The following is a 26118-nucleotide window of genomic DNA, read 5'->3' on the forward strand; positions in this document are numbered from 1 at the left end:
TATTTTTAAATAAAATACCGTTTGGATAAGGAACCACAAATTTTTTTGCACGTTTTTTTGGCAGGATTTATGGTATGATGGACAGGTAGACTTAATGAGTGGAGGATTGATTTTATGACAATCGATTGGCAAAAAGAAGTAGAAGCACGTAAAGAAGAACTACTTGAAGATTTAAAAAATCTTTTACGTGTGAACAGTGAACGGGATGATTCAAAAGTAACTCCTGATGCACCTTTTGGACCTGGACCTCGAGATGCGCTAAAACATATGTTGGCTTATGGCGAACGTGATGGGTTTGTCGTAAAAAATGTTGATAACTATGCAGGACATATTGATCTTGGTGAAGGCGATGAAACTTTAGGTATTTTTGGTCATATGGACGTAGTACCAGCAGGGGATGGTTGGGACACAGATCCTTATGAACCAGTAATCAAAGATGGAAAAATCTTTGCTCGTGGTTCTAGTGATGATAAAGGACCAAGCATGGCTGCTTACTATGCCATGAAGATCATCAAAGATCTTGACTTGGAATTATCCAAAAAAATTCGTTTTGTAGTTGGTAGTGATGAAGAAAGTGGTTGGGCAGATATGGCTTACTACTTTGAACATGAAGAAGAACCTGACTTTGGCTTTTCTCCAGATGCAGAATTTCCAATCATCAATGGTGAGAAAGGAAATGTTTCTTTCGCACTACGTTTCCAAGGAGACAACGCAGGAGATTATGTCTTGAAGACATTTACTTCAGGTTTACGTGAAAACATGGTGCCTGGAACAGCAACAGCGACTCTTGAAGTACCAAATGTAGAAGCTGCGATCCAAATGGAAGAAGCTTTTTATCGTTTTGTTGAAGCAAACCCAGTAAGTGGTTCGATCGAAGCGGATAATACCTATGTGAAAATCGAATTGATCGGAAAGGGCGCACATGGTGCAAGTCCTCAATCAGGGATCAATGCCGGTTCATTCTTAGCATTATTCTTAGACGATTATGAATTTATCGGTTCTGCTAAACAATTCATCCATGTAGCAGCAGCCTATGTCCATGAAGATTTTTATGGAGAAAAATTAGGGGTTGCCCATGAAGACGAAAAAATGGGTAAATTGACCATGAACGCTGGATTGTTTGCCTTTAAAGAAAATGGGTCAGAAGAAGATAACTATATCAACATGAACTTCCGTTTTCCAAAAGGGGTTACCGTTGACGGCTTAGAAAATGACATTGCAACAACGATGAAAGCAGAAGGAGCAACAGTTACTCGTGGCGCACGTGTCATGGAACCTCACTATGTACCAATGGAAGATCCATTGGTAGCAACTTTATTGCAAGTTTATGAAGACCATACAGGCGAAAAAGGCTATGAACAAATCATTGGCGGCGGAACCTATGGCCGACTATTGAAACGTGGTGTAGCTTACGGCGCAATGTTCCCAGGCTATACAGATACAATGCACCAAGCCAACGAATTTATGAGTCTGGATGACCTTTTCAGAGCAACTGCCATTTATGCAGATGCCATCTACCGTTTGGCGAAGTAATAGTGAACGAAACTCATACTGATTCATCGGCTATCCTTGTTCTAAGAGATAATTTTTGAAAAGGATCGTTGGAAAAGTGAATGAAAAAGATGTTCTAACATGATATGGATGTGATTTTTTGCTTGATGAGGCGAAAAATCACATCCTTTTTACTTGCTAAATATTCAGCATCGAAGATTGTTCCAAAAAACAAACGAGTGATATTTTTTATGAAGGAAAAAATAATATTTGTAGTTAATGATGAGGAGATAAAGACAAAAAACAGTTATTGGTTCAGCGATTCTCATCAATAAAGAAAGTTGCTAGGAATAAATATCATTAGCATAGAACAAAAAATCTGTTATTTAGAAATTTTTGGCTAAAAAAACTCTACATTTGTGTTACATTCAGATTATTAATCAAATAAGAGAAGGGGATCTAATGACAGAAATAGCAGAAGGTAGAGGATTTACAAAAGCAGAGATTGATAAGCAAAAAAAATAGTAGAGAACGCCTATAAAAAAATGGATAGTCACGCTACCTATCCTCACGGAGAAAATTATAAAAAAGCAGCTCGTATTCATGAAAAAGAAGAGGAAAAGTTAGCAACGATGCTAAGATGCCCAATTAAAGCAACAGATATGGAATATAGTCGTGAAGAATTGAAGGCGCAAAAAAAATTGGTAGCACAGCTCTTCTCAACTTATGATGCTTATTCCATCCATCCTCATAATGATAAAGCAAGAAAAGCAGAGAATGACTACTTAAAAGCAAAGTGGGATTTACATATTATGAAAGAAACAAATAGAGAAATTCAAGATAAAAGAGAACGTGCAAAAATAAAACATTCTCCTAATCATGCAGAAGCGAGGATACCAGAAAGTAAGCAAGAAACTCAATCAATAATCCAAGAAGGTAGTTTAGCAGTAGATGAAGAACGAGAATTTTTTAAACAAAAAGATTCTTCTCTTTATGAGACAGTAGAAACTGAAGTTATCGACAAATTAAGCCCGTTAGAAAGTAAAAAGGAAGAAGCACATACAAAGTTATCTAAACTAGACGAAGAAATTAAAAATATCTTAAATAGTATAAGAGAACGTGATGAAGCCAAAGAAAATTTTTTGGATAGCTATTTTGAAAAGTTATCTCTACAATCAGATGCTGAACAAATAGACTCGAAAATTAAAGCGATTGATCAGTCGTTCTTTAGAAAAATCATTAATTTTTTTACTAAGGAACAGGCTGAATTACGAACAGAGTTAGATACAAAAAAAGCTACAATTAATACTATGATTTCTAAAATAGAAGAAGCACAAACAGTTTACACAAGAAATGAGAATATTCTTAATGAAGTTTTCTCTAGTAACGAAATATTTGAGGGGTGGAAAGAAAAGTGTGCAAATATAGGATCCACTTTGAATGATTTAAATCAGAATTATGAAATAGTAAAGGAAAATATACCAAAAAAGGTAAATAGGGAAGCTTTAACGAAAAAAATAGAAAATTTACAGAAGAATTTAGAAGAAGTTAAAGGTACCGTGGGAGGTATAACACAAAATCTGCAAAAAATAGACGAATACCGTAAGCAAGAACAAAGTAAAGATCAACAAGGATTTATTCGTCTGATAAGCAAAGCGATAGATCAAACAGTAATCGAAACAGTAAATCAAACAAATGAAAGAAGGGAACAAAATGCTAAAAGCAAACATTTGAATGAAAGAGAAAATATTTTTACCAATCAACTTTCGGCTGAATTGGGAAATAAAAATGTACGTATTGAAGAATTAAATGCACCTGGTTTGTATCAATATTTAGTCCATAAAAGCACCGAATTAGATATGAAAGTTCAAAATATCTTTTCCAGTGACTTTAAACAATTATATGACTTAACGATACAAGAGCGTGATAAGGCAAGTCATTCTGTGAAAAAAATTATCCAAGAAATTGCGAAGATACATAAGGATTGGGAAAAATCAACGAAAAAAATGACTAATAGCGATCAGCCGAGAGTAAAACGATTTCTTAGTCGATTTACTAAAAAACATATAAAAGCTAGAGAAAAGTACACTGCCAAAAAAAGCGGGTTATCGACAACTTTTGAGAATAAAATAAAGGAACTCATTGAGCGAAAAAGGATTGAAACAGAAAAGAATGAGCAGGCTGAGAGAATTTTTATCAAGGCAAGAAAGGAAGTTGATCATGTTAACAATGGATTGGTAGATTTAAAAAGCCAGTTGAAACAGCTGAAAAATAAGTATCCAACAGGAGAAGAACAACCAAAGATTAATGATGAACTAGCTGCTCAAATAAAGAAAAGTTTAAAATTTATTAAGGAGCAACAACCAAAGATAAAAGAACAATTGGGTTTTTGGGTGATGCTGGAACTTAAAGATAAGGAACCTTCAGAAAAAGTGGATCAGTCACCGAAAAAATCTGTTGATTATCAAAAGTATAGAATATTGGTAACGAATGCTTGGAATAAGGAGTTGTTAAAAAATAACAAAAATCGCAACCAGCAATCTCAACAAGTACATAACCAAACGAATCAATCAATTGGCAGAGAAGTACATACATTATAGAGAATAAAATTTTGTACTCTCTAATATGTGGCGGTATCTTGCTTGATGTTTTACTAAGATATGATATACGTATCAAGTGATACAAGAGATTACTGAAGAAAAAAGTGGTCTGTTATTGAAGGAGCATCTTTTGAATCTGTAAATAAGAAAAATATAGGATTGGCATTAAAATCAAGAATGGAAAAGCAAAAATTGCTTTTGATCTTCTTGATTTTTTTGTTTGCTTTCGGAGGTGAAGTCAACGATTGGTAAATGCTGACGAGTAAGTACAGATAGAGGATCCTAAATGCTACTTGTTTCAAAAAACGTTAGTTTGATCTCTCAGAATTTTTAATGGTGCGATGAAGTGTCTTTTTATTCTAGAAGAATGAAACTATTTTAAAAATTTCCAAACAAAGAAATTATTAAAAAATAAAGTTTTTATTGTCATGTTACGCTTAATTTATCAATATACGAAGGAGTGAAATAAGAATGGGAAGGCCAGTTTTTCAGGAAGGAATAACTCAGCAATCAGCTGCAGAAGTAGCCGCAGAAGCTGAAAAGAAAAAAGCGATGGATAAAGCTATAAAAGAAATTGACCGACAACAAAATAAAGTTAATGGTGCATGGCAGGTATTGGATTATATGGAAACATATCAACCTTTTTCAGATAAGACTGTTGTTGCAAAGGCTGAACATGTAGCCGCAGAAAATAAACACGCTGAAATGGTGGATGAATTTTTAAAAGAATATAAAGTGATGCCTTCCAAACCAAAGAAACAGGAAATAAAACAGGAAATAAAACCAAAAAGTGAAATTGACGATAGTAAGCGAGATCCAGAAGTCGAGGAGTTCGGTCCTAACGCACGGAAGCAAAAGGAGGAAATAGATCAACAAATCAAGGAATCAGAGACTAGAGTAAAAAATATTATAAAAGACTTGTTTCCAAATAGGGATGTTATTAAGGAACTAAAAGAAATAAAAAAAGAAACAGAAGAAGACATAAAAGAAGAAATCGAAGAAGAAGTAGAAGAAGAAATCGAAGAAATAAAAGAAATAAAAGAAGGAATAAAAAAAGAAATAAAAAAAGAAAGAAAGAATCAGCTTAGTAAATTGAAGACATCTTCCTTAGAACCCGTAAATAACAATCTAGTAGATAGCTTAAGTAGTAAAGTTGGTGAGAAACCGTCATTCTTTAAACGCTTGCTTAATTTTTTTACTGGAAAAAAAGAGCAACCAAGGAACCCCATACAGCAAACAACCTTGAAAACTAAGGATTGGGAAGCAGAATTTGAGAAACGCTTTGAGGCAAAACTTGAGGAACGCTTTCAGGAAAAACTTGGGGAACGTTTTCCAGAAGAACTTAAGGCACGCTTTCCGAAAGATCTTAAGGAACGTTTTAAGACAATAGAATCTACAGATGAAATTGCAAAACAAGTAAAAAAAGGCTTAGAAAAAGAAATAAAAATGTTCAAAAAAGAGTTAGATAAAGTAGAAAGGGAAAAAGTAAAAGCAGTTAAACCTTATGCAATGAAAGTATATGCTGAAATCATTAGTAAGGTGACAACGCTAAAGGATGGAATAGAACCTCTACAACTTGAAGCCCGAAAACTAATTAACGACAACTCGAAGAAACCTCAAAAAATCCGTAAAAAGATTAATCAAGCACAACAAAAGACAGCTACTATATACTTGGATCAATCGGACTCACTAAACACGCAAAATGGTCAGAAGCGTAATAGTAAAAAACATTCAAGGGCATAGTAACTTAGCAAGGCATCGTCAAAAATTCTCAAACAAAAAAATTATTAGTAAATAACTTGAATAAACTCATAATACGCTTGTATTACATATGTTAGTACGAAAAACAGAGGAGTGGAATGAAATATGGAAAGTCACGATAAAAAAGTTACTCAAGTACCATCAACCGCACGGTACAGCGATCAGGAGTTAGAAACTCTAAAGGGAAATTTTGAAGAGGCAAAACAAGTTTACAGATGAGAAAACTATACCGTATTAAAAAGCTTTTGAAGGTTCACAAAAACAATACAATAATGCATTAGAGAACAATAAAAGAATTAAAGAAAAAGTTTCTAAAGACATAAAAAAAGTAAACAATATAAAATCAGCATAGCAAAAAACTCTGGAGAGAATGGCTGCAGCATCAGAACAACTCGATAGTCCTCTAATTGATGATTTAGAGAAAAAGGTAAATAATTTTGAATCCCAATTTAAAGATAAGATTAGCCAAATAGAGCAAAAGCTATTGCCTGTTCAAAAAGGCGATCAACAAATAGCTGAAATAGGTGAGGTAGATACATATATTGGGAAAGGCAAATACGAGATTAAAAAAACTCGATACGGATCTCGTTACTAAGAACCAAGCCGTCACTTATTTCAACAATTCTTTTGTACGGAAGTTGTTTAACGTATTTACAGGAGAAAAAACTAAATTAACACAGGATGTAAAAACAGTTACTGAGGATATTAAAAATACGAATAATCAACTGATTAAAGATATTAATCAGAAGGGTAACTTAGAAAAAATGGTCACTGGGAATTTAGATAAGAATATAGCTGTCTGTGATCAGGTGAAAAGTGAAATTAACGTTCCTAAAGCGAAACTTAGTGAACTGTCAGCAGAGTACGATGTTGTTGAAGTGAAGACAAAGGGACTACGAGATGTTAGTAAACACAGAAGAGAACAACTTGAAAAAATTAGTGGAAAATTAAACATCATGGAGCAAAAGGTTGAGGACCTGGAAAGAAATGTACAAGGTTGAATAGGAAAACATGAAAAATTTAAAGAAGAGCTTCCAGTGAGAAAGCAAGAGATACACCAACTGAAAGAGAATGCTAAACAGCTGGCAGAAAAGTTCAACAACCGAGGTGATAAACAAGATCAAATGCAAAATAGCAATAAAACGAATCGAAATTCAAGAGGATAATCGGATGGTGAAATGCCAGCAATCATAGATAGTAGAATAGAAAATAATCCATTGATGAAAAGAGCAACGTACATAAATAATTAGATAGCAGTATCTTACTTGGATAATCAATTAAATTTAGGAAAAAATCGCATAGGTGTTCCCTAAAATTTAACGTTTTTACGTATATTTTTTAGGAAACATCTTATTTTATATCAATCTGTTTTTTGAATCGGTGTATTGGTAGAACAGGTTCGGAATATTTTTTAAGTGAGAGTTCTATCTCAGTCTCTTCTAGTATCTCTAAAAACGAATAAACGGTGTTCAAAGAGCTGACCTTCGGCGATAAGTCAAAAAATCTCAAAACATGAGGAGCTGTTTCGAGATTTTCATCCTTAATGCTCCTGCGATTACTCGTCGCAGTTTTTACTTGGTGAGCGCTCAGGTCAAGACACTCTTTTCACAACCTCATGTCTGAACTAGTTTATTGTCACCGCTGTCCCACTACAGGTGACCATTAGCATTCCGTTATCGCTCCCCAATACTTCATAATCCATTTTCATCCCAATGACTGCATCTGCACCTAATGATCGAGCACGCTCTTGCATTTCTGCTAAGGCCTCTTCACGTGCAGCAAGCAATTCATCCTCGTAGCTTTTTGAACGTCCGCCAAAAACATTGCGAAATCCTGCCCCGATATCTTTTAATACGTTGATTCCAGTAATGACTTCACCAAAAACAATGCCTTTATATGCTGTTACTTCTTTATTTTCCACGTTGTTTGTTGTTGTAATGATCATTCGATCACTCCTTTCTTTAAAAATAGTATATCAAAATTTATTTCTTAAGTCGCAATTGGAATTAGCTAGTCAATTACAGCGCATCATTTCCAAAAAATGGACATTCTATTATATACTGGAACTATGCAAAAGAATATAGTTGATGATCAAAAGAATGAAAGCGCAAACTTGGTGTGACCACAAAAGGAAGAAGGAGAAATGGCATGAAAAAAAGTATCTTACTTGTTTCCCATAGTCAACAGTTAACGGATGGACTCAAAGAAATGATTGAACAGATGCAACAATCAGAAGATGTGTTACTTTTTTCCTTAGGAGGAGTAGAGGGAAGAATTGGTTCTGATCCGATGAAAATCATCGATGCGATCAACCAATCAGCTGATTCCGCCATGTATTTTGTGTTTGCGGATATCGGGAGTGCGGTTTTGAACGCTGAAATGGCCAAGGAAATGTTGGATGAAGACCAACAAAAGAAATACTACCTTGTGGATGCGCCACTTGTTGAAGGAGCTTTTGCTGGAGCGATCACAGCAGGTATCACGGATGATCCTCAACAAATACTAACGGAAGCACAGAATGCGGGAAAGAAAGGGTGGACGTGAAATGAAAAAAATCATGAATAATCCTAGTACGATCGTAGAAGAAATGTTGTCTGGTTTAGTGATAAGTTATCCAGAAATGATTCACCAAGTAGCTGATTCTCGAGTAGTAGCAAAAAATGATCAAGTAGAACAAGTTGGCTTGGTTTCTGGGGGAGGAAGTGGTCATGAACCAGCGCATGCAGGTTTTGTTGGTGCTGGGATGTTGAGTGCTGCAGTTTTAGGAGATGTTTTTACTTCGCCGACACCTGATCAGATTCAGATAGCTATCAAAGAAGCGGATCAAGGAAAAGGCGTTTTATTGATCATCAAGAATTATACAGGAGATGTACTCAATTTTGACATGGCTAAAGAAATGGCGGCTATGGAAGGGATTGAAGTAGAAAGTGTTGTAGTGGATGATGACATTGCGGTGGAAAATAGCACATATACTGCTGGCAAACGTGGAGTAGCTGGAACAGTTCTTGTGCATAAAATCTTAGGGGATGCCGCTAGGAAAGGTGCATCCTTGCAAGAATTGAAGGAACTAGGAGATAGACTAGTTCCAGCGATCAAGACGATTGGAGTGGCATTGCGTGCGGCCACGGTTCCTGAAGTAGGAAAGCCAGGATTTGAATTAGCCGAAGATGAGATCGAATACGGAGTAGGGATCCATGGCGAGCCTGGTTATCGTAGAGAAAAGTTGCAACCTGCTAAAGTATTAGCTGAAGAATTAGTAACAAAAATTTTAGCTGACTACCCAGAGAAACCAAAAGAAGTTGGAGTGCTAGTTAATGGGATGGGTGGCACGCCATTGATGGAACTCTTTGTTTTTATGAATGATGTCCAATCATTACTCGATCAAGAAGCAGTCAAAGTGACATTTCATAAAGTCGGTGATTTTATGACTTCTTTAGACATGCAAGGATTATCTCTGACGATGATTGACCTAACAACTAAGAAATGGCAGGAAGCATTGGAAAGTGAAGTTCACACAATTTCGTGGTAGAAGGTGGGAGAATAATGGAACTAACGGTCAAAGAAATTCAAGCGTGGTTAACGGATTTTACAGAGAAAATCGATGAAAATAAAAGTTATCTGAGTGAGCTCGACACGCCGATCGGTGATGGCGATCATGGCAATAATATGTGGCGAGGGATGACGGCTTATCAAGAAGCGTTTCAAAAAGAACAACCGAAAACGATCAGTGACACGTTCAAGGTTCTTTCGATGGCAATGATCTCAAAAGTTGGAGGTGCTTCTGGACCATTATATGGTTCTGCCTTTATGAATATGATGAAGGCTACAAAAGACATTGATGTGATTACATCACAAGAACAATTAGGGAAAATCATTGAAGAAGGAAAAAATGGGATTCAAGCTAGGGGGAAAGCAGAAGCAGAAGAGAAAACGATGCTAGATGTCTGGTTACCTGTTACTGAAGCCTTGAAGAATAATCGATTAACAGAAGAAGTGATTGAAGAAGCGAAGGAACATACAAAAGATTTAGTAGCCAAAAAAGGACGTGCCTCTTATCTAGGGGAAAGAGCCATTGGCCATATCGATCCCGGAGCAGCTTCTAGTGCTATTTTCTTTGGAACTTTATTAACTAATATAGAATCATAAATAACAAAATATTTATATAGCTGACTTTTTAACCAGTAAAAATGGGAACAAAAGTCAGTTTTTTTCTATTCCAGAACACTTATTAGAATCTGCTTTCAAATCAAAAAAACAAAGGATAAACAATTTTAAAACAAAAATTTCCAAACTGAGAAAATGTCGGAGAAATAACAGTTGTCGCGCGTGTTATCCTTAACACACTAAAGTAATAAAGGAGATAAGTAGATATGGGGGATTTAAATAACAAAAATAAAAATGCGACAGTATCTAGTTTAGAAATGGAACAGGAAGAGAAATTTAAGAAATATAAAAAGGAAAGTATAGCAGCGTATGTCACTAACGACAAAGCTAAAATTGCGTCAATTGAACAAAACAAACAAAACCTGTTGAAAAAACACGGAAAATCAGATCTACGTCTAATGAGCGAATATTCTTTTGGTTCATATAAGGAATCATTAGTTGTTCCTAAAAAAGAAGTACAAAAGTGTTTTGAACTAAATAAAGACATGAGTTCAGTAATTAGTATGCAAAACAAGTTAGAGCGTGATGAAGACAAAATGAAAATAAAAATTCAGTCGTTGGAAGAAGAGATAGGCGTAGAATTGACTAGCTACACTAGTGAAAAAAACAACATTGATAACAAATTGAATCGGTTAAATGCAATACCAGTACTAATCAAGGAGAAGACTGATGAAATCGATAAGATCAAAGCTTCACCGTTTAGAAGATTTTTAAGTTATTTTACAGGTGAAATAGGAGCATTGGAAAAAGAAAAGCGTTCATTGGAAGATGAACAAAAGCTTATAAAAGGTAAACTGGAGTCTGATCTAACATCACTTTATGGGAAAGGCTATAATTTGAGTGGAGAGGTTGATAGTGAAAAGATAAAGAAGAAATGGATAAATAAAATAACGAAAAAATATTCTGATTTGAATATGAATGAACAATTTAGTATGGTGAAGAAAGGTTTTATAGATTTAAATAATAAAGTATCAGCCAGTCTATTTCCGTACGTGGCACCGCTATTAGGCGAACTTGCTCGCTCAATTTATACGACCGAAAAAAATTTCTTAGAGACACAGCAGAGATTTGAAAATATCAAGAATTATCGCCCACAAGTACTAAATGCGGAGTTACATGAATATCAGAATAAAGTACAAGCCGAAATGAAAAGAAATGATGAACAAAAAACAAATGGTCCACGTGAATTATATACTCTGATAGAAGGAGTTACGCAGCCACAAAGCCAACCAGGGAAACAACAAAGCCAACCAGAGAAACAACAAAGATCAACGCCTGAACACGATTCACGTAATTAGTAATATGTTTGGAAAGTTTCGTTTGTCCAAATGCGTTTCGTCTAAACGCATTCGTTTTCGAAATATCTCGATTACTAAATGATAAGGAGTAAAAAAATGTCAATACTACCAAAAGCAAAAGAGGTTAAAACAAAAGAAAAAATTTATCAGCTTGTTGAACAAGAAGTAGTATCTAAAAAAAATGCCAAGATTTACCAATTAACTGAGGTAAATGGAAATAAAAAAAAGAGTATAAAGATGGAAATTCCCATGCTATTGGATAAGGAATTTTTACATACATATAAAACGATCCTAGAGTTAGATAAGCAAAGACAAAAGCAGTATGCTCGAGTTTCTTATTTGAAAAAAGAACGGATGAATCGATTAAATTATTTAAATCATGCAAAAAAATTAGACGTAGAACCACGAGATCAGGAAAATATGAAGGTTCATTTGACTCAACGAATCGATAAATTGCAGGATAGTATGAACAAAAACGAAGAAAAATTAGCAAAAGGTGTGAATTGGTTACAAAAATATATGTTGAAAAAAGAAATTGACGCTCAAAAAGCTGAGTTAGCATTAGGGAAAAAACTTCTAGGAACAAAAAGTCTTGAAAAGTTAAAGAAAGATGCGAGCAAGGAAAGAAAGCAGTTTGGAAAGTTGAATGTTCAACTGGAAAACACTACTCAGAGTCAATCACCACTTCTGGTTGCCAAAATGATGCCTTTGATTAATAGTTTTAAAGGATTGGTAAAACAAGATATAGAATATACAGATAAGCTGATCGCCTCTCTGGAAAAGCATATGGAATTAGAACAAGGGAATGGACAGCGACAAAAAGCTCAATTAAAAGACAAAGTACAGGAAACTACAACAAAGCAGAATCCAGTTAATAGACAACCAATTACACAAGCAAAACAAGATCTAAATGATAAAGGAAGATGATTATCGAGTATTTTCACCGAAATAATTCCATGCTCACTCTTTTCTTGCTATTTTTATTGTTTCTCTCATTGATAGTCTTTACAATGTAGGATAGGGAAATCGTTAAGAAAGAAGTGGCGGAATGGATTTATTAACTAGTGATTATGAATTATTTGATCGTTCGATGTATACCTTTAAGCAGCTAAAAGAAAGTTATACTACTGAAGAATTAGTACAGCTTAAGGTGAGGTATCAAACACACTGGCAAAAGTGGAAAAAAATGAATGAACAAGTGGCAAAAGCAACCCCCTTGCAATGGCAGATGAGAAAACCAAAAATCGAAAGTTGGACGAATGGTTGGAATCTCAGAAGCCATTTTTGGTGTGCGTACCGTAGTGAAGGACGCCAACAGGAAAATGCTTGTTTAGCTACTTTACTAAATAAAAAACAATTCCAAATCTATTTGATGTTTCAACATTATAAAAGTGAAGAACGCCAAGGAAGTATTTCGTCCTTCAATCATCTACTAACGGTTTTAAAGGAATGGAGTAAGCACATCCCAGTTGAAGAGTATTATATTTGGCCGCAACCAGAACATGAACTGGTGGATCACCTGCCGTTAGCCACCTATTTGACGGATAAGCAAAAACAAATCGAATTAAAAAAAGCAATGGAGGATAAAACCTTCCAACTTGGTAAGCTTTATTTTTATCCGAATGAATTAAAAGATGCTGAAAAGTTGATTCTAGATGGTATGCAGGAATTGATGCCTTTATACCTTCGATTGAATGGGAAATAATAACATTCAGTAGGGTGAGAGAAAGGGGTATCTGATCGCTTAGATGATCGAAAACGTTAAAATAATAAAGTAAAAGAAGTAAATTTGTCGTTGATAAATACTAGTTTATAAAATTTTCTTAAGCTTCAAAAAGTTTTAAAATTTTCATTTTATGGTCAAATGAGCGCCATTGAATGGATCATTCATCTTAGAAAAAACGGATGAAATAAAGGGATCAATGAGTTATTTTAGGTAATTGGATGCAAATAATTTTAAAAAAAGAATGTTCGGATTTTACTGTTTTATTCCATTGTTGAAGAAGTATAGAAAGAAATTTTTATCTTTTTTATTGACAAAGAAAAAATAGCGTTCTATGATAGACACATATTAACTTGATAACAGGCAATGATCAAAACGCAGTAGTTATTAAAGCCAATGTTTCAGAGAGCTAGTGGTTGCTGAGAACTAGTACAAGCTTTAAGACGAATTACATTTTAGGAGCCTTTGGCATTGATTTGTCACGTGACAGCGTTAAATGTTTGAGTGATATGTTTTGAATGAAACATATAAAATGGGTGGTACCGCGAGATTTCGTCCCTTGGTTAGTTAACCAAGGGATTTTTTTTATTGATTTTAATTAGTATGAATGATAGCAGGTTCCTGCTTTCACAATAAAATGATACGGAGGGATTTAACATGAATATTATCGACGAATTAACTTGGCGTGATGCCATTAACCAACAAACGAATGAAGAAAGACTTCGTGAACTTGTTGACGAAAAGAGTATTTCACTATATTGCGGAGTTGACCCAACTGGGGATTCTATGCACATCGGACATTTGATTCCATTTATGATGATGAAAAGATTTCAATTGGCAGGACATCATCCATACATTCTGATTGGTGGCGGAACAGGTACAATTGGAGACCCAAGTGGTCGTAAGACAGAACGTGTCTTACAAACAATGGAACAAGTCCAACATAATGTTGATGCTTTATCTAACCAAATGAGAAAATTATTTGGGAAAGATGCAAACATCACGTTTGTGAATAACTATGATTGGTTATCAAAAATCTCATTACTTGAATTTTTACGTGATTACGGTAAAAACTTCAATATTAACACGATGTTAGCGAAAGATATCGTAGCAAGTCGTTTGGAAGTCGGTATCTCATTTACAGAATTTACTTACCAAATCTTGCAATCAATTGACTTCTTACACTTACACAAAACATATGATGTTCAACTACAAATCGGTGGTGCTGATCAATGGGGGAACATCACAGCTGGATTAGACTTAATCCGTAAATTAGAAGGACCAGAAGCAGAAGCATTCGGTTTAACGATCCCATTGATGTTAAAAGCGGATGGGACAAAATTTGGTAAAACTGCCGGTGGCGCTATCTGGTTAGATCCTGAGAAAACATCACCATTTGAGTTCTACCAATTCTGGTTGAACCAAGATGACCGAGATGTTGTGAAATACTTGAAATTCTTTACTTTCTTATCACAAGAAGAAATTGAAGATTTGGCGAAAAAAGTTGAAACTGAACCTGAAAAACGTGAAGCACAACGACGTTTAGCAGAAGAAGTGACGAGATTCGTTCATAGTGAAGAAGACTTGAAAGAAGCACAAAAAATAACAGAAGCATTGTTCTCTGGAAACATCAAAGAATTAAATGCAGCTGAGATCGCTCAAGGATTTGGTAAAATGCCAAACGTTGAAATTTCAAGTAAACCTGAAAATATCGTGGAATTATTGGTTTCCACAAAAATTGAACCATCAAAACGTCAAGCGCGTGAAGATGTTTCAAACGGAGCTATAAGTATTAACGGTGACCGTGTTACCGATTTAAATTTTGTCATAGATCCATCGAAGGAATTTGATGGTAAGTTTGTGGTTATTCGAAAGGGTAAGAAAAATTACTTTTTGGCCAAAGTAGTTGATTAGAATTTAGTAATTTTTTGGCTTGAAAATGGTCAACTCTATTACAAGATTCCAATTTTGAAACCCAACCTAAAAGGGTGACGTGGGATCTCGTTAATACAATCTTTACGAGGGAATTTACTTTTGTAAATTCCCTCGTTTTTTTTAATTTTTTTAAATGTGTAAACAATTTACACAATTGACAATTATTATAAAATGATTAAAAAACCACTTGTGATTTAGTTTACAGAAATAAAAAACAGGTGTAATGTAGGGCTCGACAAAATTTAAATATTTTTTAGGAGGGTTTCACATGGAATCATTGTCAAATGAATTAAACCTAAATGCACTATTTATCGGAGACAAAGCGGAGAACGGCCAACTCTATAAAGATTTGTTGAACGATTTAGTAGATGAACATTTAGGCTGGCGACAAAACTACATGCCACAAGACATGCCAGTTATTACACCAGAAGAACAAAGTAGTGCAAGTTTTGAGCACACAGTCAATAAAACAAAAGATGTTTTATCTGAAATCTCAGCTCGTATGCGTACTCACTCAGTACCATGGCATACAGCTGGACGTTATTGGGGTCATATGAACTCTGAAACATTAATGCCATCTTTACTAGCATATAATTTCGCAATGCTATGGAATGGTAACAACGTTGCTTACGAATCTTCTCCAGCAACAAGTCAAATGGAAGAAGAAGTAGGACTAGAGTTTGCGAAATTAATGGGCTATAAAGATGGCTGGGGACACATCGTTGCTGATGGTTCTTTAGCTAACTTAGAAGGTCTTTGGTATGCACGTAACATCAAATCACTTCCACTTGCAATGAAAGAAGTTGCACCTGAATTAGTCTCAGGAAAAAGTGACTGGGAATTGATGAACATGTCTACAAAAGAAATCATGGACTTGTTAGATAGTGTTCCAGAAAAAATTGATGACATCAAAGCACATTCTGCACGTAGCGGAAAACATTTACAACAATTAGGAAAATGGTTAGTACCACAAACGAAACATTACTCATGGCTAAAAGCAGCTGATATCATCGGTATCGGGTTAGATCAAGTAATCCCTGTACCAGTTGATCACAACTATCGAATGGATATCAACGAACTTGAAAAAATCGTTCGTCAACTAGCAGCTGAAAAAACACCAATCTTGGGTGTAGTCGGTGTTGTTGGTTCGACAGAAGAAGGAGCCATTGACGGTATCGATAAAATCGTTGCATTACGTCGAGTATTAGAAAAAGATGGTATTTACTTCTACTTGCATGTTGATGCTGCTTACGGCGGTTATGGTCGTTCCATTTTCTTAGACGAAGAAAATAACTTTATTCCATTTGAAGAATTAAAAGATGTTCATGCAAAACATCATGTATTTACAGAAAACAAAGATTATATCTTAGAAGATGTACACCGTGCCTTCAAAGCAATTGAAGAAGCAGAATCTGTAACAATTGATCCACATAAAATGGGTTATGTTCCTTACTCAGCTGGTGGGATCGTCATCAAAGACGTACGTATGCGCGACGTTATTTCTTACTTTGCTACTTACGTGTTTGAAAAAGGCGCAGATATCCCAGCATTACTTGGTGCATACATTTTAGAAGGTTCAAAAGCAGGGGCAACTGCTGCTAGTGTTTGGGCTGCACATCATGTCTTACCACTTAATGTAACTGGTTATGGTAAATTGATGGGAGCTTCAATCGAAGGAGCACATCGTTTCTATAACTTCTTACAAGATTTATCATTTAAAGTTGGCGATAAAGAAATCGAAGTACATCCATTAACTTACCCAGATTTCAATATGGTTGACTATGTATTTAAAGAAAAAGGCAACGACGATCTAGTTGCAATGAACAAATTGAATCATGACGTTTATGACTACTCTTCATACGTTAAAGGTAGCATCTATGGTAATGAATTCTTGACATCACACACTGACTTTGCTATTCCAGATTATGGCAACAGCCCATTACAATTTGTGAACCAATTAGGTTTCTCAGATGAAGAATGGAACCGTGCAGGAAAAGTAACTGTTTTACGTGCAAGTGTAATGACACCATACATGAATAAAGCAGAAAACTTCGAAGAATATGCTGGAAAAATCAAAGCAGCTCTTCAAGAAAAATTAGAAAAAATCTACGCAAATCAATTACTAGCAAGCGAAGAAAAATAATAAAATAAAAAACATTCTGAGTATAAGAAGTAGAAGTCACTTTTATTGTATGCTATAAAACCGAATAAACGGTGGTAGCTCAATCGAAAAATACAGTTGAAGGATCTTTAAAATACAAAAAGTTATTTTTTAGATTCTTCTGCTGGTTTTTCTGAGCTCAGCACTTCTGTTATCTGCTCAGGTGTTTTTTGTTTTACAGGTTGTCTTTGAAGCGATACAAGTAATCCGTTCAAAACAGCCGAGGTTGTAATGAAATAGCTTGCGCTCTTTTAGGTATTTGGTATGAATGAAGAGAAAGATCGAAAAGCTTCAATACAAATACAGCGAATGGAACACAAGACTATTTCAGATTTTTCTTTTTTAGCAAATAATAACTAATAAAATCCAGTCACTAAGCATCGTTTTTTTACTAAAAAAGTTGTGGGAAACAACCTCTTGGCTTTTGTCTTGCGACTTGGGATTACTTTGAAGACAACGTTTTTTTATTCAAAAAAAACAAGGAGCGTGTCAACAGTGAGTAAATCACAAGTAAGTAAAATGGGTCTTGGGACCTTTGTCGGTCTGACGATGGCTTTGTGTGCGACAGTTCGGAGTATTCCGACTTTAGCAGCCGTTGGTTGGACATTGATTTTTTATTCAATTTTTGCCGTACTGTTTTTTGCCGGTCCTATTTCGATGGTTTCTGGTGAGCTTTCTACGATGCTTCCACAAGAAGGTGGACCACAATTATGGGTCAAAACTGCCTTAGGAAGTAAATGGGGATTTGTTGTTGCCTGGTTGCTTTGGGTTCAAATGTTCCCAGGGATGGTTATGGTTGCATCAACATTAGGTCCATTATTAGGAAATACATTCGGGAACGTAGAATTAGGCAATAATCATTTATTTGTATTAGGTTGTATTTTAGTTATTTATTGGATCATTACAATTTTGAACTTGAAATTTGATATGGCCAAAGTTGGTGGGAACATCGGCGTTTGGTTAGGTGTGTATATCCCAGTGGTTATCATGTTTGTCCTTGGTTTATTCGCCGCATTCAAAGTGGGTCTAGTATCTAATGGTTACTTAGGAGATTTTTCTTGGTCAAAAGCTTTCCCAGATTTACAACATAGTGAATCATTGAAATATCTTGCAGGTATCACATTTATTTTTGTTGGTATCGAAATGAGTTCTGTTTACATGCCTCGTTTAAAAGATGCAACGAAAAACTACACTAAAGGGGTCTTTATTGCGTTGATTGGTCTTGTTTTATTGAACGTGATCAATGCAATGTTAGTTGCCAATGTTGTACCAAATGGAAAAATGGAATTAGCAAACATTACGCAACCAATCTTGATTTATTGCCAAATCCTTGGCTTACCAACAATTATTGGGAACATCTTCAGCTTTATGGTGTTTATCGGTGTGTTACTTCAATTATCTGCATGGGTAACTGGACCATCTAAAACGATTATCCAAGTAGCACGTGAAGGTTTCTTACCACCTAAATTTGGATTCCATAAAGAAAATGAATATGGTGTTTCTCGTAATGTCGTATTAACTCAATCAATCGTTATTTCATTATTCGCTTTACTTTACGGCGTAATGGATGACGTCAGTGCTGTATTCTTAACATTAACAAATGCTACAACTGTTATTTATTGTATCGTCTATATTTTGATTGCTGTTTCATTGATCAAAATGAGAAAAAGCCATCCAGATTTAGAACGTCCTTATCGAATTGGTAAAAAAGGAAATGGAATGGCTTGGGTAGTTAGCTGCATGTTGATTTTCTCTATCATTGCAGTAGTTGTATCCACTTTAGGAACATCTACCTTGACGGATGCATTATTGGTAGCAGTTATTGCAATCGTTATGTTTGTCATTCCTTTGATCATCAATCGTTTTAAAAATGATTCTTGGGGAAGCGAAGTAGAAAAGAGTTTAAAAGAATAGAATAAATAAGAAGCAAGTAAAAAATGTAAATAGGGAAGGGGGCTATGACAAAAATCTTGTCACAGTCCCTTATTCCTAACAAACGGTGTTCCAGAAGTAGCTCATGTCTGTTACAGCATGGTTTGCCAAATGTATGCTTTTTAATCAGGGAACCTTTGCGAAAATAACGCTAATCATAAGGTTCAGCGGATTTGAGAAAATAATCGTCATTAGCATCGTCTATCCGCTAAAACAAAAAAATGATGCTATGACCAGTTGTCCTACCAAAAGAACGCTTTTTTTAGGTAGGGCTTTTTTTGTAAAAAAAATAGGAGAAGATACGATGAATAAAAAAATATCTGTGAAAGAAAGTATGGCAGTTTTATTCATATTGTTGGCGATATTAGGAATACTGATTATTGGATTTCAATTGTCTCCGCATATTCCTATACTAATCGCTTTCATGTGTTTGTTATTTTATGGACGATTTAGAGGTTTTTCATGGGATGAGATTCATGATGGGATTGTCAAAGGAATTACTCCAGGGATCATCCCGATTTTGATTTTTCTATTGATTGGTGTTTTGGTAGCTTCGTGGATTTTATCTGGAACGATTCCAACGATCATGGTTTATGGTTTCCAATTGATCTCGGTTCGCTTTTTCTTACCGACTGCTTTTCTTGTTTGTGCAATCGTCGGGATTACGGTGGGAAGCTCATTTACAACGATTTCAACGATCGGTATTGCTTTTTTAGGAATCGGTCATATTTTAGGTTTTAGTGATGCGATGACGACAGGAGCAGTTGTTTCGGGGGCTTTTTTAGGAAATAATTGTTCGCCGTTATCTGATACTACGAACCTGGCGGCAGGGATCGGAGAAGTAAATTTATTTGAGCATATCGCTCAAATGCGTTACACTGATTTGCCGGCATTTTTAATTGCTATGTTATTTTATGTTTTTCTTGGGAATGGAAGTCACACAGCGGATCTACATGCGATCACGGATATGATCCAAAACATGAAAGCAGGTTTCTGGATCTCTCCATGGACGTTGATCCCATTAGTGATCTTATTTGGTGGAGCGATTAAAAAAATTCCAGCGATTCCAACACTACTAGTTGGTTCAACTGCTGCGATTGTTCTTTCCTTCATCAATCAACCACATTTAACGATGTCAAAAGTAGCTAATATTTTAATGAACGGCTATGTTGCCCATGCAGCAGACCCTAAAATCAATGAATTGCTTTCAAGAGGGGGAATTGTTAGTATGCTTGGTTCAGCAAGCTTGATTCTTCTAGCTTTAGCTTTGGGTGGCTTATTGATCAAATATACGATTGTGGAAACGATTGTTCAGGAATTGCGAGAAAAAATGGATCGGCCTTCTCGCTTGGTTGGCTTTACAGCATTAAGCTGTATCGGGATCAATTTGATCGTAGGCGAACAGTACTTGTCGATCATTTTACCAGGCGAAACCTTTAAGCGATCGTTCGATCGTGCGGGCGTTAATAAAAAGTATCTTACCAGAACTTTGGCAGATGCTGGAGCAACCGTTAATTCACTCGTTCCGTGGGGAGTTAGTGGTACCTTTATTATGGGCACGATGAAAGTCAGCGCATTACAATATCTACCATTTACTTTCTTCTCGATCTTAGCACCGATTTTTACGATTTTGAGTGGTTTCTGGCTTAATCAAAAGATGAAAAAACGTACCAGTGAATAGTCTAGGCACCATCGAGGTTTGAGAACGAGAAGCGAAATAGCTTTTTATACTCAGTTTCTTTTTCATGAAAACGTTATTTGAAGAGTGTAGATTCTTAAAAAATGAACCTGTATAGTAAAAAAAAACAACTGAAGACACTACAAATAGTTTATTTGTGTGTTCAACAGTTGTTTTATTTTTTTTCTTGTAAGCGAGGTACGACGGTTTCTCGTTTGACGAGTTGATGAGGAATGACTAAACGAACACCGCTGCTGATTTCATCATGGATCAATTCGTATAATTTTTGCATCGCAACCCTTCCTAATTCAGAAATATCGATATCGATACTGGTTAAATAAGGGTGAGTCAATGTAGCGAAAATAGAGTTATTGAAGCTGATGATCGATAGGGTATCAGGAATTCGATAGCCATACATCTGTGCTAGTTGCATCGTTCGTAAGGCAAAAATATCGTCAATGACTACCAGCGCTGTTGATTGTGACTTTTTCAAAGTGGCATCAAAAGCTAAATAATCTTCGGGTTGTTCGATCACTACACTAGGATGAACTGTAAGTCCAGCTAGCATCAAGGCTTTTTGGTAGCCAAAATAACGTTCGAAGTAAAGGCTCTCGTGGGTTGTATTGGTTACGAAAAGAATGTTTTCATGACCGTTTTGAATCAAGAAATCCGTGGCTTGTTTACCTAATAATTGGTTATCATTATCGACATAAATGATTTCATTCTCATGTCGGTAAGGCTGACCAATTAAAGTGAAAGGAATCTCATTCGTATAGAGATAATCTATGACAGGATCTTCACTGTCGGAATAAACTAAAATAAACCCATCGACTTGTTTTTGCAGATGCATCCGTTGCACGTTTTCTAATAAAGTATCAAAATTTTTGGCTGTTGCTATAGCAGTTGTCAGATCATAACGGCGTGCTTCTTCATTGATCGCTTCCATGATCTCAAGATAAAAAGGATTCCCAATCCGTTCTTTTGAATCAAGGGGTGGGAGAATGACGCCAATTGCGCTAGAAATTCTTTTCCCTAGATTTCTAGCAGTGATATTTGGTACATAGCCTAGTTCATCCATGACTTTTCGTACTTTCTTTTTGGTTGCCTCTGAGATGCTTGGATGGTCATTGATGACCCGTGAAACAGTCGAGGTCGCAACACCAGCTTTTTTGGCTACATCCTTCACTGTGATCGCCATAAACGATACACCTCTTTTCTAGACTTGCTTTTCATTTAAACGATGAAATTGATAAGTGGTAGAGCAAATTTTTTCTTGTCCCGGATATAATGCGATTGACCCAAATTCAGGGAAATGAACGGCATCAGGAAGTTCTTGTGGTTCAATTGCCAACCCATAATTTGAGTGCATTTTTTGGCCATTGATTAAAAAATCTGCTTCAAATCCAGTCGTAGAAAATAATACCATACTTTTGCTCGTCGTTGCTATAGACAACTGGCGACCAGCTTGCTTTTCGGTCAAGGTAAGTATTTTCTTCGTTCGTTTAGGCGTACTTAAAACAAAAGCATCATCTAGTCCGTTTGGATCATTCGTTAAAATTTCCATTAGCGAATGTGAGTGTTTAAAATTAAGCGGTAAGTCGCTGAGAGCGATCACTTCACCAGTTGGTATTTTTTCGTGATCTAAGGCTAATATTCCATCTGTTTGGATCGTTAGTTCATGATCGTAGATATCTCGTTTGCCATTGCCAGAAAGATTGAAATACGCATGATTCGTTGGGTTGCAGATGGTTTCAGTCGAGCTGCTTGTCTTGGTGATCATTTCTAATTTATTTTGGGTTATCTGATACGTAACGGTTGCGGTGATCGGACCGGGATAACCGGAAAAAGTATCCTGCAAATAAAAAACAACACCGATCGCTGTAGGAGTCTCAAAAACTTCTACCTCCCAATACTGAAATGCCCAACCGTTTGAACCACCATGGATATGGTGATTTCCTTCGTTTTTTTCTAGCTGATGATCAGCCCAAGAGCCATTTTTAATTCTGCCAGCGACTGGTCCAATCGTTGCCCCAAAATAGCTTTGATCTTTTAAAACGTCTTCTAAGGAATCATAAGATAATAAGACATTTTCTAAGTGACCATTTTTATCTGGAGCTAGAATTTGATGAAGCCTTGCCCCGTAGTTGAGAAGAACGACTGTGAGTTCGTCGTTCTTCAATGTGATTTGCTTCAAGTTGGTGTTGGGAATGGGGATCACAGTGATGGAAGGTTTAGACATACTGTGTCCACTCATTTTTTAAATAGTCTAGTGTAAGGCAAGTCGTATCAGGTACGACTGGGATATCTTTTCCAAGATCTTCTATTCGTCCAACACCAATTGGAAATGCCCCGCTAGCACGGATTGCTTTGATCCCAGATTGTGCATCTTCGATCCCGATGCATTCTTGTGGGGATAAGCCAATTTCTTTTGCGGCCAATAAGAAAATATCGGGAGCCGGCTTACCCAGTTTGATCGTTGCAGGATCGGCAATTGCATCGAAAAATGGCATTAATGCCATTTTAGCAAGGAGGAAAGGTCCGTTTTTACTAGCTGAAGCAAGGGCAATCTTGATCTTGTTTGCTCTCAATTCTTCAAGTAATGGCAATATCCCTGGAAAAACATCTGTAGGCGTGATCGCTTGAATCATTTCAAGATAGTACTCATTTTTTCTGTGCGCTAATTCTTGAAATTCTTGTGGGGAAAACTCACTTTCTTTTTGTCCGTAGGAAAGCAATAAGCGAAGTGAATCTTCTCGACTAACCCCTTTCAATTGTTCGTTGAATGTTCGATCAATGGGAACACCGATTTCCTGACCTAATTTTTTCCAAGCGCGATAATGAAACTCCGCAGTATCTGTAATCACCCCATCTAAGTCAAACAAAACTCCTTTAAACATCTAATTCCTCCTTACGCAAAGGTACCTTTAACTGGTCTTCTAAAAGATACGTTTTTTCGTACACCTTTAATGGGCAACTTTCGCCTGATACTAAGGTCAATTGCACCTGTTCACTAGACACCGAAACAAATAATAAACGACCACGATAATTCACATGGAAGGAGTAGGCTGTCCACGTGTTTGGTAAGAAAGGAGCAAAGCGTAACTGTTCGTGATCTGTTTTCATTTGAGCGAATCCTTGGACGATTGCGAGCCAACTACCAGTCATCGACGTGATGTGTAAGCCGTCTTCGGTATCGTTATTATAATTATCTAAATCAAGGCGGGCTGTCCGTTGATACATTTCCACTGCCTTATCCTCCATACCTAATTCAGCAGCTAAAATGGCATGGATGCTTGGTGAAAGGGAAGACTCATGAACGGTCATTGGTTCGTAAAAATCAAAGTTTCGTTGTTTTTCTTCTTTACTAAACGAGTCGTTGAAGAAATAGATTCCTTGTAGCACATCCGCCTGCTTAATGAAACAAGAACGTAAAATTTTGTCCCAAGACCAATGTTGGTTTAATGGAAGCTCGCTAGGAGATAGCTCTGATACCGGCAATAATTCTTTATCCAAAAATGTATCATGTTGGACAAAAATACCTAATTCTTCATCTTTAGGAAAATACATATTTTCTGCAATGGTTTGCCAATTCGTTAGTTCTTCATCAGTGACCGTTACAGCAGTTTCTGTTTGGAATTTTAAATAGTTTTCCCGGGTATACGTTAATACCCAGCAAGCTATCGTATTGGTATACCAGTTGTTATTGATGTTGTTTTCATATTCATTCGGACCAGTCACGCCATGGATCATATATTTGTTATGACGTTTTGAAAAATGAACCCGATCTGCCCAAAAACGAGCAATCTCAACTAATACTTCTAACCCTTCTTTTTTCAAATAATCGGTGTCACCTGTATAGTTCGTATAGTTGTAAATCGCATAAGCGATCGCACCGTTACGATGGATCTCTTCAAAGGTGATTTCCCATTCGTTGTGGCATTCGACTCCTGTAAAAGTAACCATTGGGTACAAAGCGCCTTTTAATCCTTGTTGTTGGGCATTATGAATAGCTTGAGGCAATTGATTATGGCGATATTTAAGGAGATTTTTTGTCACTTCAGGTTTTGCTAAAGCAAGATATAAGGGGACAGCGTAAGCTTCCGTATCCCAATAAGTAGCACCTCCGTATTTTTCTCCTGTAAAACCTTTGGGTCCAATATTCAAACGTTCATCTTCGCCGTAATAAGTAGAAAATAGTTGGAAAAGATTGAAACGAATCCCTTGCTGTGCTTCCTCGTCACCTTCGATCACCACATCAGCCAGTGCCCAGCGTTTGCTCCAAGCAGTGGTTTGTTCTGCTTTTGCTTGCAGATAATGACTTTGTAAGTCACTAAATTCTTGGAGGATCTGTTGGACTTGCTGTGCTTCGGGGATGTCACGGCTCGTCAATACAAGCACTTCTTTATCAAGTGTCACGGATTGATTCGTTGTTAAGTCGAAAGAAAATTCCCCAAGGACTGCTAATGTATCTTCGTGGTAAATTGGTTGCGCTAATTCTTCATTCACGAAATGTCTCATGGCAGCTGTTACGGTAAATTGTTCGATCGCAAAATTATTTGGAATCGTTTTGGTCATTAAGTAGGCTGTTTCATCAGAAGTACCTCGACCGATTTCATTCCAAAAATGTTCATCATAGTTACTATCTTCATTTTGAACGTTACTATCCAATTTAGAGATGACTTTGACCGTGCCATTTCCTTCGAGCATCGTAACTGTTAAACGAATATAAGCAGCTTCGCTTTTGACGATACTTAAAAAACGTTCAAAGGTGATCTTTAGTTTGTTAGTTGCAGTCGTTACTGTGTAACTACGTGATAACACACCGTTTTTCATATTCAATTCCCAATAAAAGTCTTCTGGTTCGATTGTAGCAAGGTCTAATAATTGCTCATCGATATAGATATCCATGGCAATAAAATTGATTGCATTAATCACTTTGCCAAAATATTCGGGATAGCCATTTTTCCACCAGCCAACACGAGTCTTATCGGGGTACCAAACCCCAGCTAAATAAGTTCCTTGATGATGATCACCTGAATAGGCTTCTTCAAAATTCCCTCGCATGCCCATGTATCCGTTACCAATACTAGTTAAAGATTCCTGTAAACGGAGATTTTCCCGATCTAATGTGTTGGTGCTGATCTTCCAAGGATCAATTTGAAATAGGCGCTTGATTTGTTTCATTGTACTCCTCCTAGATAATTTCATTGATACGTTTATAATAAACGCAACCGATTGCGTAAGTCAATATAAATAAAGCAGAATTTTTCAGCGGGGATTTAAAATAAAGGAATGAAAAGATAATTTTCCTGAAAAACATTAACTGTTTTGATAATAAGTTACTACTAAATGCGAAAAGAAAATGATTCTTCTGA

Annotated in this window: 20 protein-coding genes and 1 other annotated feature; of the genes, 15 read left to right on the top strand and 5 right to left on the bottom strand. The window is 36.2% G+C overall.

Features of this window, described 5'->3' with window-relative positions:
* The first annotated feature begins 114 nt into the window (after positions 1-114).
* The 5 genes from pepV to IGJ11_RS01275 all read left to right on the top strand — a co-directional run bounded on the left by pepV (position 115) and on the right by IGJ11_RS01275 (position 6853).
* Entirely contained in the window at positions 115-1533 is a 1419-nt protein-coding gene (gene pepV / locus IGJ11_RS01255) for a dipeptidase PepV (RefSeq protein WP_207431842.1), read from the top strand.
* 503 nt (positions 1534-2036) lie between these two features.
* On the top strand, positions 2037-4091 hold the full coding sequence (locus IGJ11_RS01260; protein WP_251849478.1) for a hypothetical protein: 2055 nt from the start codon (positions 2037-2039) through the stop codon (positions 4089-4091).
* Positions 4092-4562: 471 nt separating this feature from the next.
* The gene (locus tag IGJ11_RS01265; RefSeq protein ID WP_207431844.1) at positions 4563-5834 is read left to right on the top strand and encodes a hypothetical protein; all 1272 of its coding nucleotides are present in this window, start codon (positions 4563-4565) and stop codon (positions 5832-5834) included.
* A 388-nt stretch (positions 5835-6222) separates the two neighbouring features.
* Positions 6223-6447, top strand: a complete 225-nt coding sequence (locus tag IGJ11_RS01270; protein ID WP_207431846.1) for a hypothetical protein — start codon at positions 6223-6225, stop codon at positions 6445-6447.
* Between the two features lie 43 nt (positions 6448-6490).
* Entirely contained in the window at positions 6491-6853 is a 363-nt protein-coding gene (locus IGJ11_RS01275) for a hypothetical protein (protein ID WP_438772247.1), read from the top strand.
* Positions 6854-7476: 623 nt separating this feature from the next.
* Here the strand turns inward: IGJ11_RS01275 and IGJ11_RS01280 are convergent.
* Complete coding sequence (locus IGJ11_RS01280) at positions 7477-7797, bottom strand: putative heavy metal-binding protein (RefSeq protein WP_010720273.1); 321 nt, start codon at positions 7795-7797, stop codon at positions 7477-7479.
* 203 nt (positions 7798-8000) lie between these two features.
* Between IGJ11_RS01280 and dhaM the strand changes: the two genes are divergently transcribed.
* The 10 genes from dhaM to nhaC all read left to right on the top strand — a co-directional run bounded on the left by dhaM (position 8001) and on the right by nhaC (position 20746).
* A complete protein-coding gene (gene dhaM / locus IGJ11_RS01285; protein WP_010736909.1) occupies positions 8001-8396 on the top strand; it encodes a dihydroxyacetone kinase phosphoryl donor subunit DhaM in 396 nt (131 codons plus the stop codon).
* Position 8397: 1 nt separating this feature from the next.
* Complete coding sequence (dhaK, locus tag IGJ11_RS01290; protein ID WP_010720271.1) at positions 8398-9381, top strand: dihydroxyacetone kinase subunit DhaK; 984 nt, start codon at positions 8398-8400, stop codon at positions 9379-9381.
* Positions 9382-9395: 14 nt separating this feature from the next.
* The gene (gene dhaL / locus IGJ11_RS01295) at positions 9396-9998 is read left to right on the top strand and encodes a dihydroxyacetone kinase subunit DhaL (RefSeq protein WP_207431847.1); all 603 of its coding nucleotides are present in this window, start codon (positions 9396-9398) and stop codon (positions 9996-9998) included.
* Between the two features lie 224 nt (positions 9999-10222).
* Positions 10223-11314 (top strand): hypothetical protein, encoded by a 1092-nt coding sequence (locus IGJ11_RS01300; RefSeq protein WP_207431848.1) that lies wholly within the window; start codon positions 10223-10225, stop codon positions 11312-11314.
* A gap of 96 nt (positions 11315-11410) precedes the next feature.
* Positions 11411-12241 (top strand): hypothetical protein, encoded by an 831-nt coding sequence (locus tag IGJ11_RS01305; protein WP_207431849.1) that lies wholly within the window; start codon positions 11411-11413, stop codon positions 12239-12241.
* Positions 12242-12362: 121 nt separating this feature from the next.
* A complete protein-coding gene (locus IGJ11_RS01310) occupies positions 12363-13019 on the top strand; it encodes an HI_0552 family protein (RefSeq protein ID WP_010720266.1) in 657 nt (218 codons plus the stop codon).
* 375 nt (positions 13020-13394) lie between these two features.
* Positions 13395-13600 (top strand) — a binding site (T-box leader).
* A gap of 94 nt (positions 13601-13694) precedes the next feature.
* Positions 13695-14951 carry a tyrosine--tRNA ligase gene (gene tyrS, locus IGJ11_RS01315; protein ID WP_010736915.1) on the top strand — a complete coding sequence of 419 codons (1257 nt, stop codon included), beginning with the start codon at positions 13695-13697 and terminating at the stop codon, positions 14949-14951.
* A gap of 289 nt (positions 14952-15240) precedes the next feature.
* Entirely contained in the window at positions 15241-17115 is a 1875-nt protein-coding gene (gene tdc / locus IGJ11_RS01320; RefSeq protein ID WP_010736916.1) for a tyrosine decarboxylase, read from the top strand.
* A gap of 513 nt (positions 17116-17628) precedes the next feature.
* A complete protein-coding gene (gene tyrP / locus IGJ11_RS01325; RefSeq protein ID WP_010720263.1) occupies positions 17629-19047 on the top strand; it encodes a tyrosine-tyramine antiporter in 1419 nt (472 codons plus the stop codon).
* A 322-nt stretch (positions 19048-19369) separates the two neighbouring features.
* The gene (gene nhaC, locus IGJ11_RS01330) at positions 19370-20746 is read left to right on the top strand and encodes a Na+/H+ antiporter NhaC (protein ID WP_207431850.1); all 1377 of its coding nucleotides are present in this window, start codon (positions 19370-19372) and stop codon (positions 20744-20746) included.
* A gap of 172 nt (positions 20747-20918) precedes the next feature.
* Here nhaC and IGJ11_RS01335 read toward each other — a convergent pair whose 3' ends face one another.
* Genes IGJ11_RS01335 through IGJ11_RS01350 form a run of 4 tightly spaced genes read right to left on the bottom strand, consistent with a single transcriptional unit; the run spans position 20919 to position 25927 of the window.
* Positions 20919-21941, bottom strand: coding sequence for a LacI family DNA-binding transcriptional regulator (locus IGJ11_RS01335; protein WP_096709689.1), 1023 nt, complete (start codon positions 21939-21941; stop codon positions 20919-20921).
* A gap of 18 nt (positions 21942-21959) precedes the next feature.
* On the bottom strand, positions 21960-22982 hold the full coding sequence (locus tag IGJ11_RS01340) for an aldose epimerase family protein (RefSeq protein WP_161645472.1): 1023 nt from the start codon (positions 22980-22982) through the stop codon (positions 21960-21962).
* Positions 22975-23640 (bottom strand): beta-phosphoglucomutase, encoded by a 666-nt coding sequence (pgmB, locus tag IGJ11_RS01345; protein ID WP_104325225.1) that lies wholly within the window; start codon positions 23638-23640, stop codon positions 22975-22977. Before pgmB ends, IGJ11_RS01340 begins: the two co-directional genes overlap by 8 nt.
* Positions 23633-25927, bottom strand: a complete 2295-nt coding sequence (locus tag IGJ11_RS01350; RefSeq protein WP_081128223.1) for a glycoside hydrolase family 65 protein — start codon at positions 25925-25927, stop codon at positions 23633-23635. The genes pgmB and IGJ11_RS01350 overlap by 8 nt, the downstream gene beginning before the upstream one ends.
* Positions 25928-26118: the final 191 nt, after the last annotated feature.

It is taken from the genome of Enterococcus sp. DIV0691 (assembly GCF_051711145.1).
Taxonomy (GTDB): Bacteria; Bacillota; Bacilli; order Lactobacillales; family Enterococcaceae; genus Enterococcus_B; species Enterococcus_B hirae.

Coding starts and splice junctions, on each gene's coding strand:
- IGJ11_RS01260 (WP_251849478.1), top strand. CDS start 2,037: ATGGATAGTCACGCTACCTATCCTCACGGAGAAAATTATAAAAAAGCA.
- IGJ11_RS01305 (WP_207431849.1), top strand. CDS start 11,411: ATGTCAATACTACCAAAAGCAAAAGAGGTTAAAACAAAAGAAAAAATT.
- nhaC (WP_207431850.1), top strand. CDS start 19,370: ATGAATAAAAAAATATCTGTGAAAGAAAGTATGGCAGTTTTATTCATA.
- IGJ11_RS01280 (WP_010720273.1), bottom strand. CDS start 7,797: ATGATCATTACAACAACAAACAACGTGGAAAATAAAGAAGTAACAGCA.
- dhaK (WP_010720271.1), top strand. CDS start 8,398: ATGAAAAAAATCATGAATAATCCTAGTACGATCGTAGAAGAAATGTTG.
- pepV (WP_207431842.1), top strand. CDS start 115: ATGACAATCGATTGGCAAAAAGAAGTAGAAGCACGTAAAGAAGAACTA.
- tdc (WP_010736916.1), top strand. CDS start 15,241: ATGGAATCATTGTCAAATGAATTAAACCTAAATGCACTATTTATCGGA.
- tyrS (WP_010736915.1), top strand. CDS start 13,695: ATGAATATTATCGACGAATTAACTTGGCGTGATGCCATTAACCAACAA.
- pgmB (WP_104325225.1), bottom strand. CDS start 23,640: ATGTTTAAAGGAGTTTTGTTTGACTTAGATGGGGTGATTACAGATACT.
- dhaL (WP_207431847.1), top strand. CDS start 9,396: ATGGAACTAACGGTCAAAGAAATTCAAGCGTGGTTAACGGATTTTACA.
- IGJ11_RS01300 (WP_207431848.1), top strand. CDS start 10,223: ATGGGGGATTTAAATAACAAAAATAAAAATGCGACAGTATCTAGTTTA.
- IGJ11_RS01340 (WP_161645472.1), bottom strand. CDS start 22,982: ATGTCTAAACCTTCCATCACTGTGATCCCCATTCCCAACACCAACTTG.
- IGJ11_RS01335 (WP_096709689.1), bottom strand. CDS start 21,941: ATGGCGATCACAGTGAAGGATGTAGCCAAAAAAGCTGGTGTTGCGACC.
- dhaM (WP_010736909.1), top strand. CDS start 8,001: ATGAAAAAAAGTATCTTACTTGTTTCCCATAGTCAACAGTTAACGGAT.
- IGJ11_RS01350 (WP_081128223.1), bottom strand. CDS start 25,927: ATGAAACAAATCAAGCGCCTATTTCAAATTGATCCTTGGAAGATCAGC.
- IGJ11_RS01270 (WP_207431846.1), top strand. CDS start 6,223: ATGGCTGCAGCATCAGAACAACTCGATAGTCCTCTAATTGATGATTTA.
- IGJ11_RS01265 (WP_207431844.1), top strand. CDS start 4,563: ATGGGAAGGCCAGTTTTTCAGGAAGGAATAACTCAGCAATCAGCTGCA.
- IGJ11_RS01310 (WP_010720266.1), top strand. CDS start 12,363: ATGGATTTATTAACTAGTGATTATGAATTATTTGATCGTTCGATGTAT.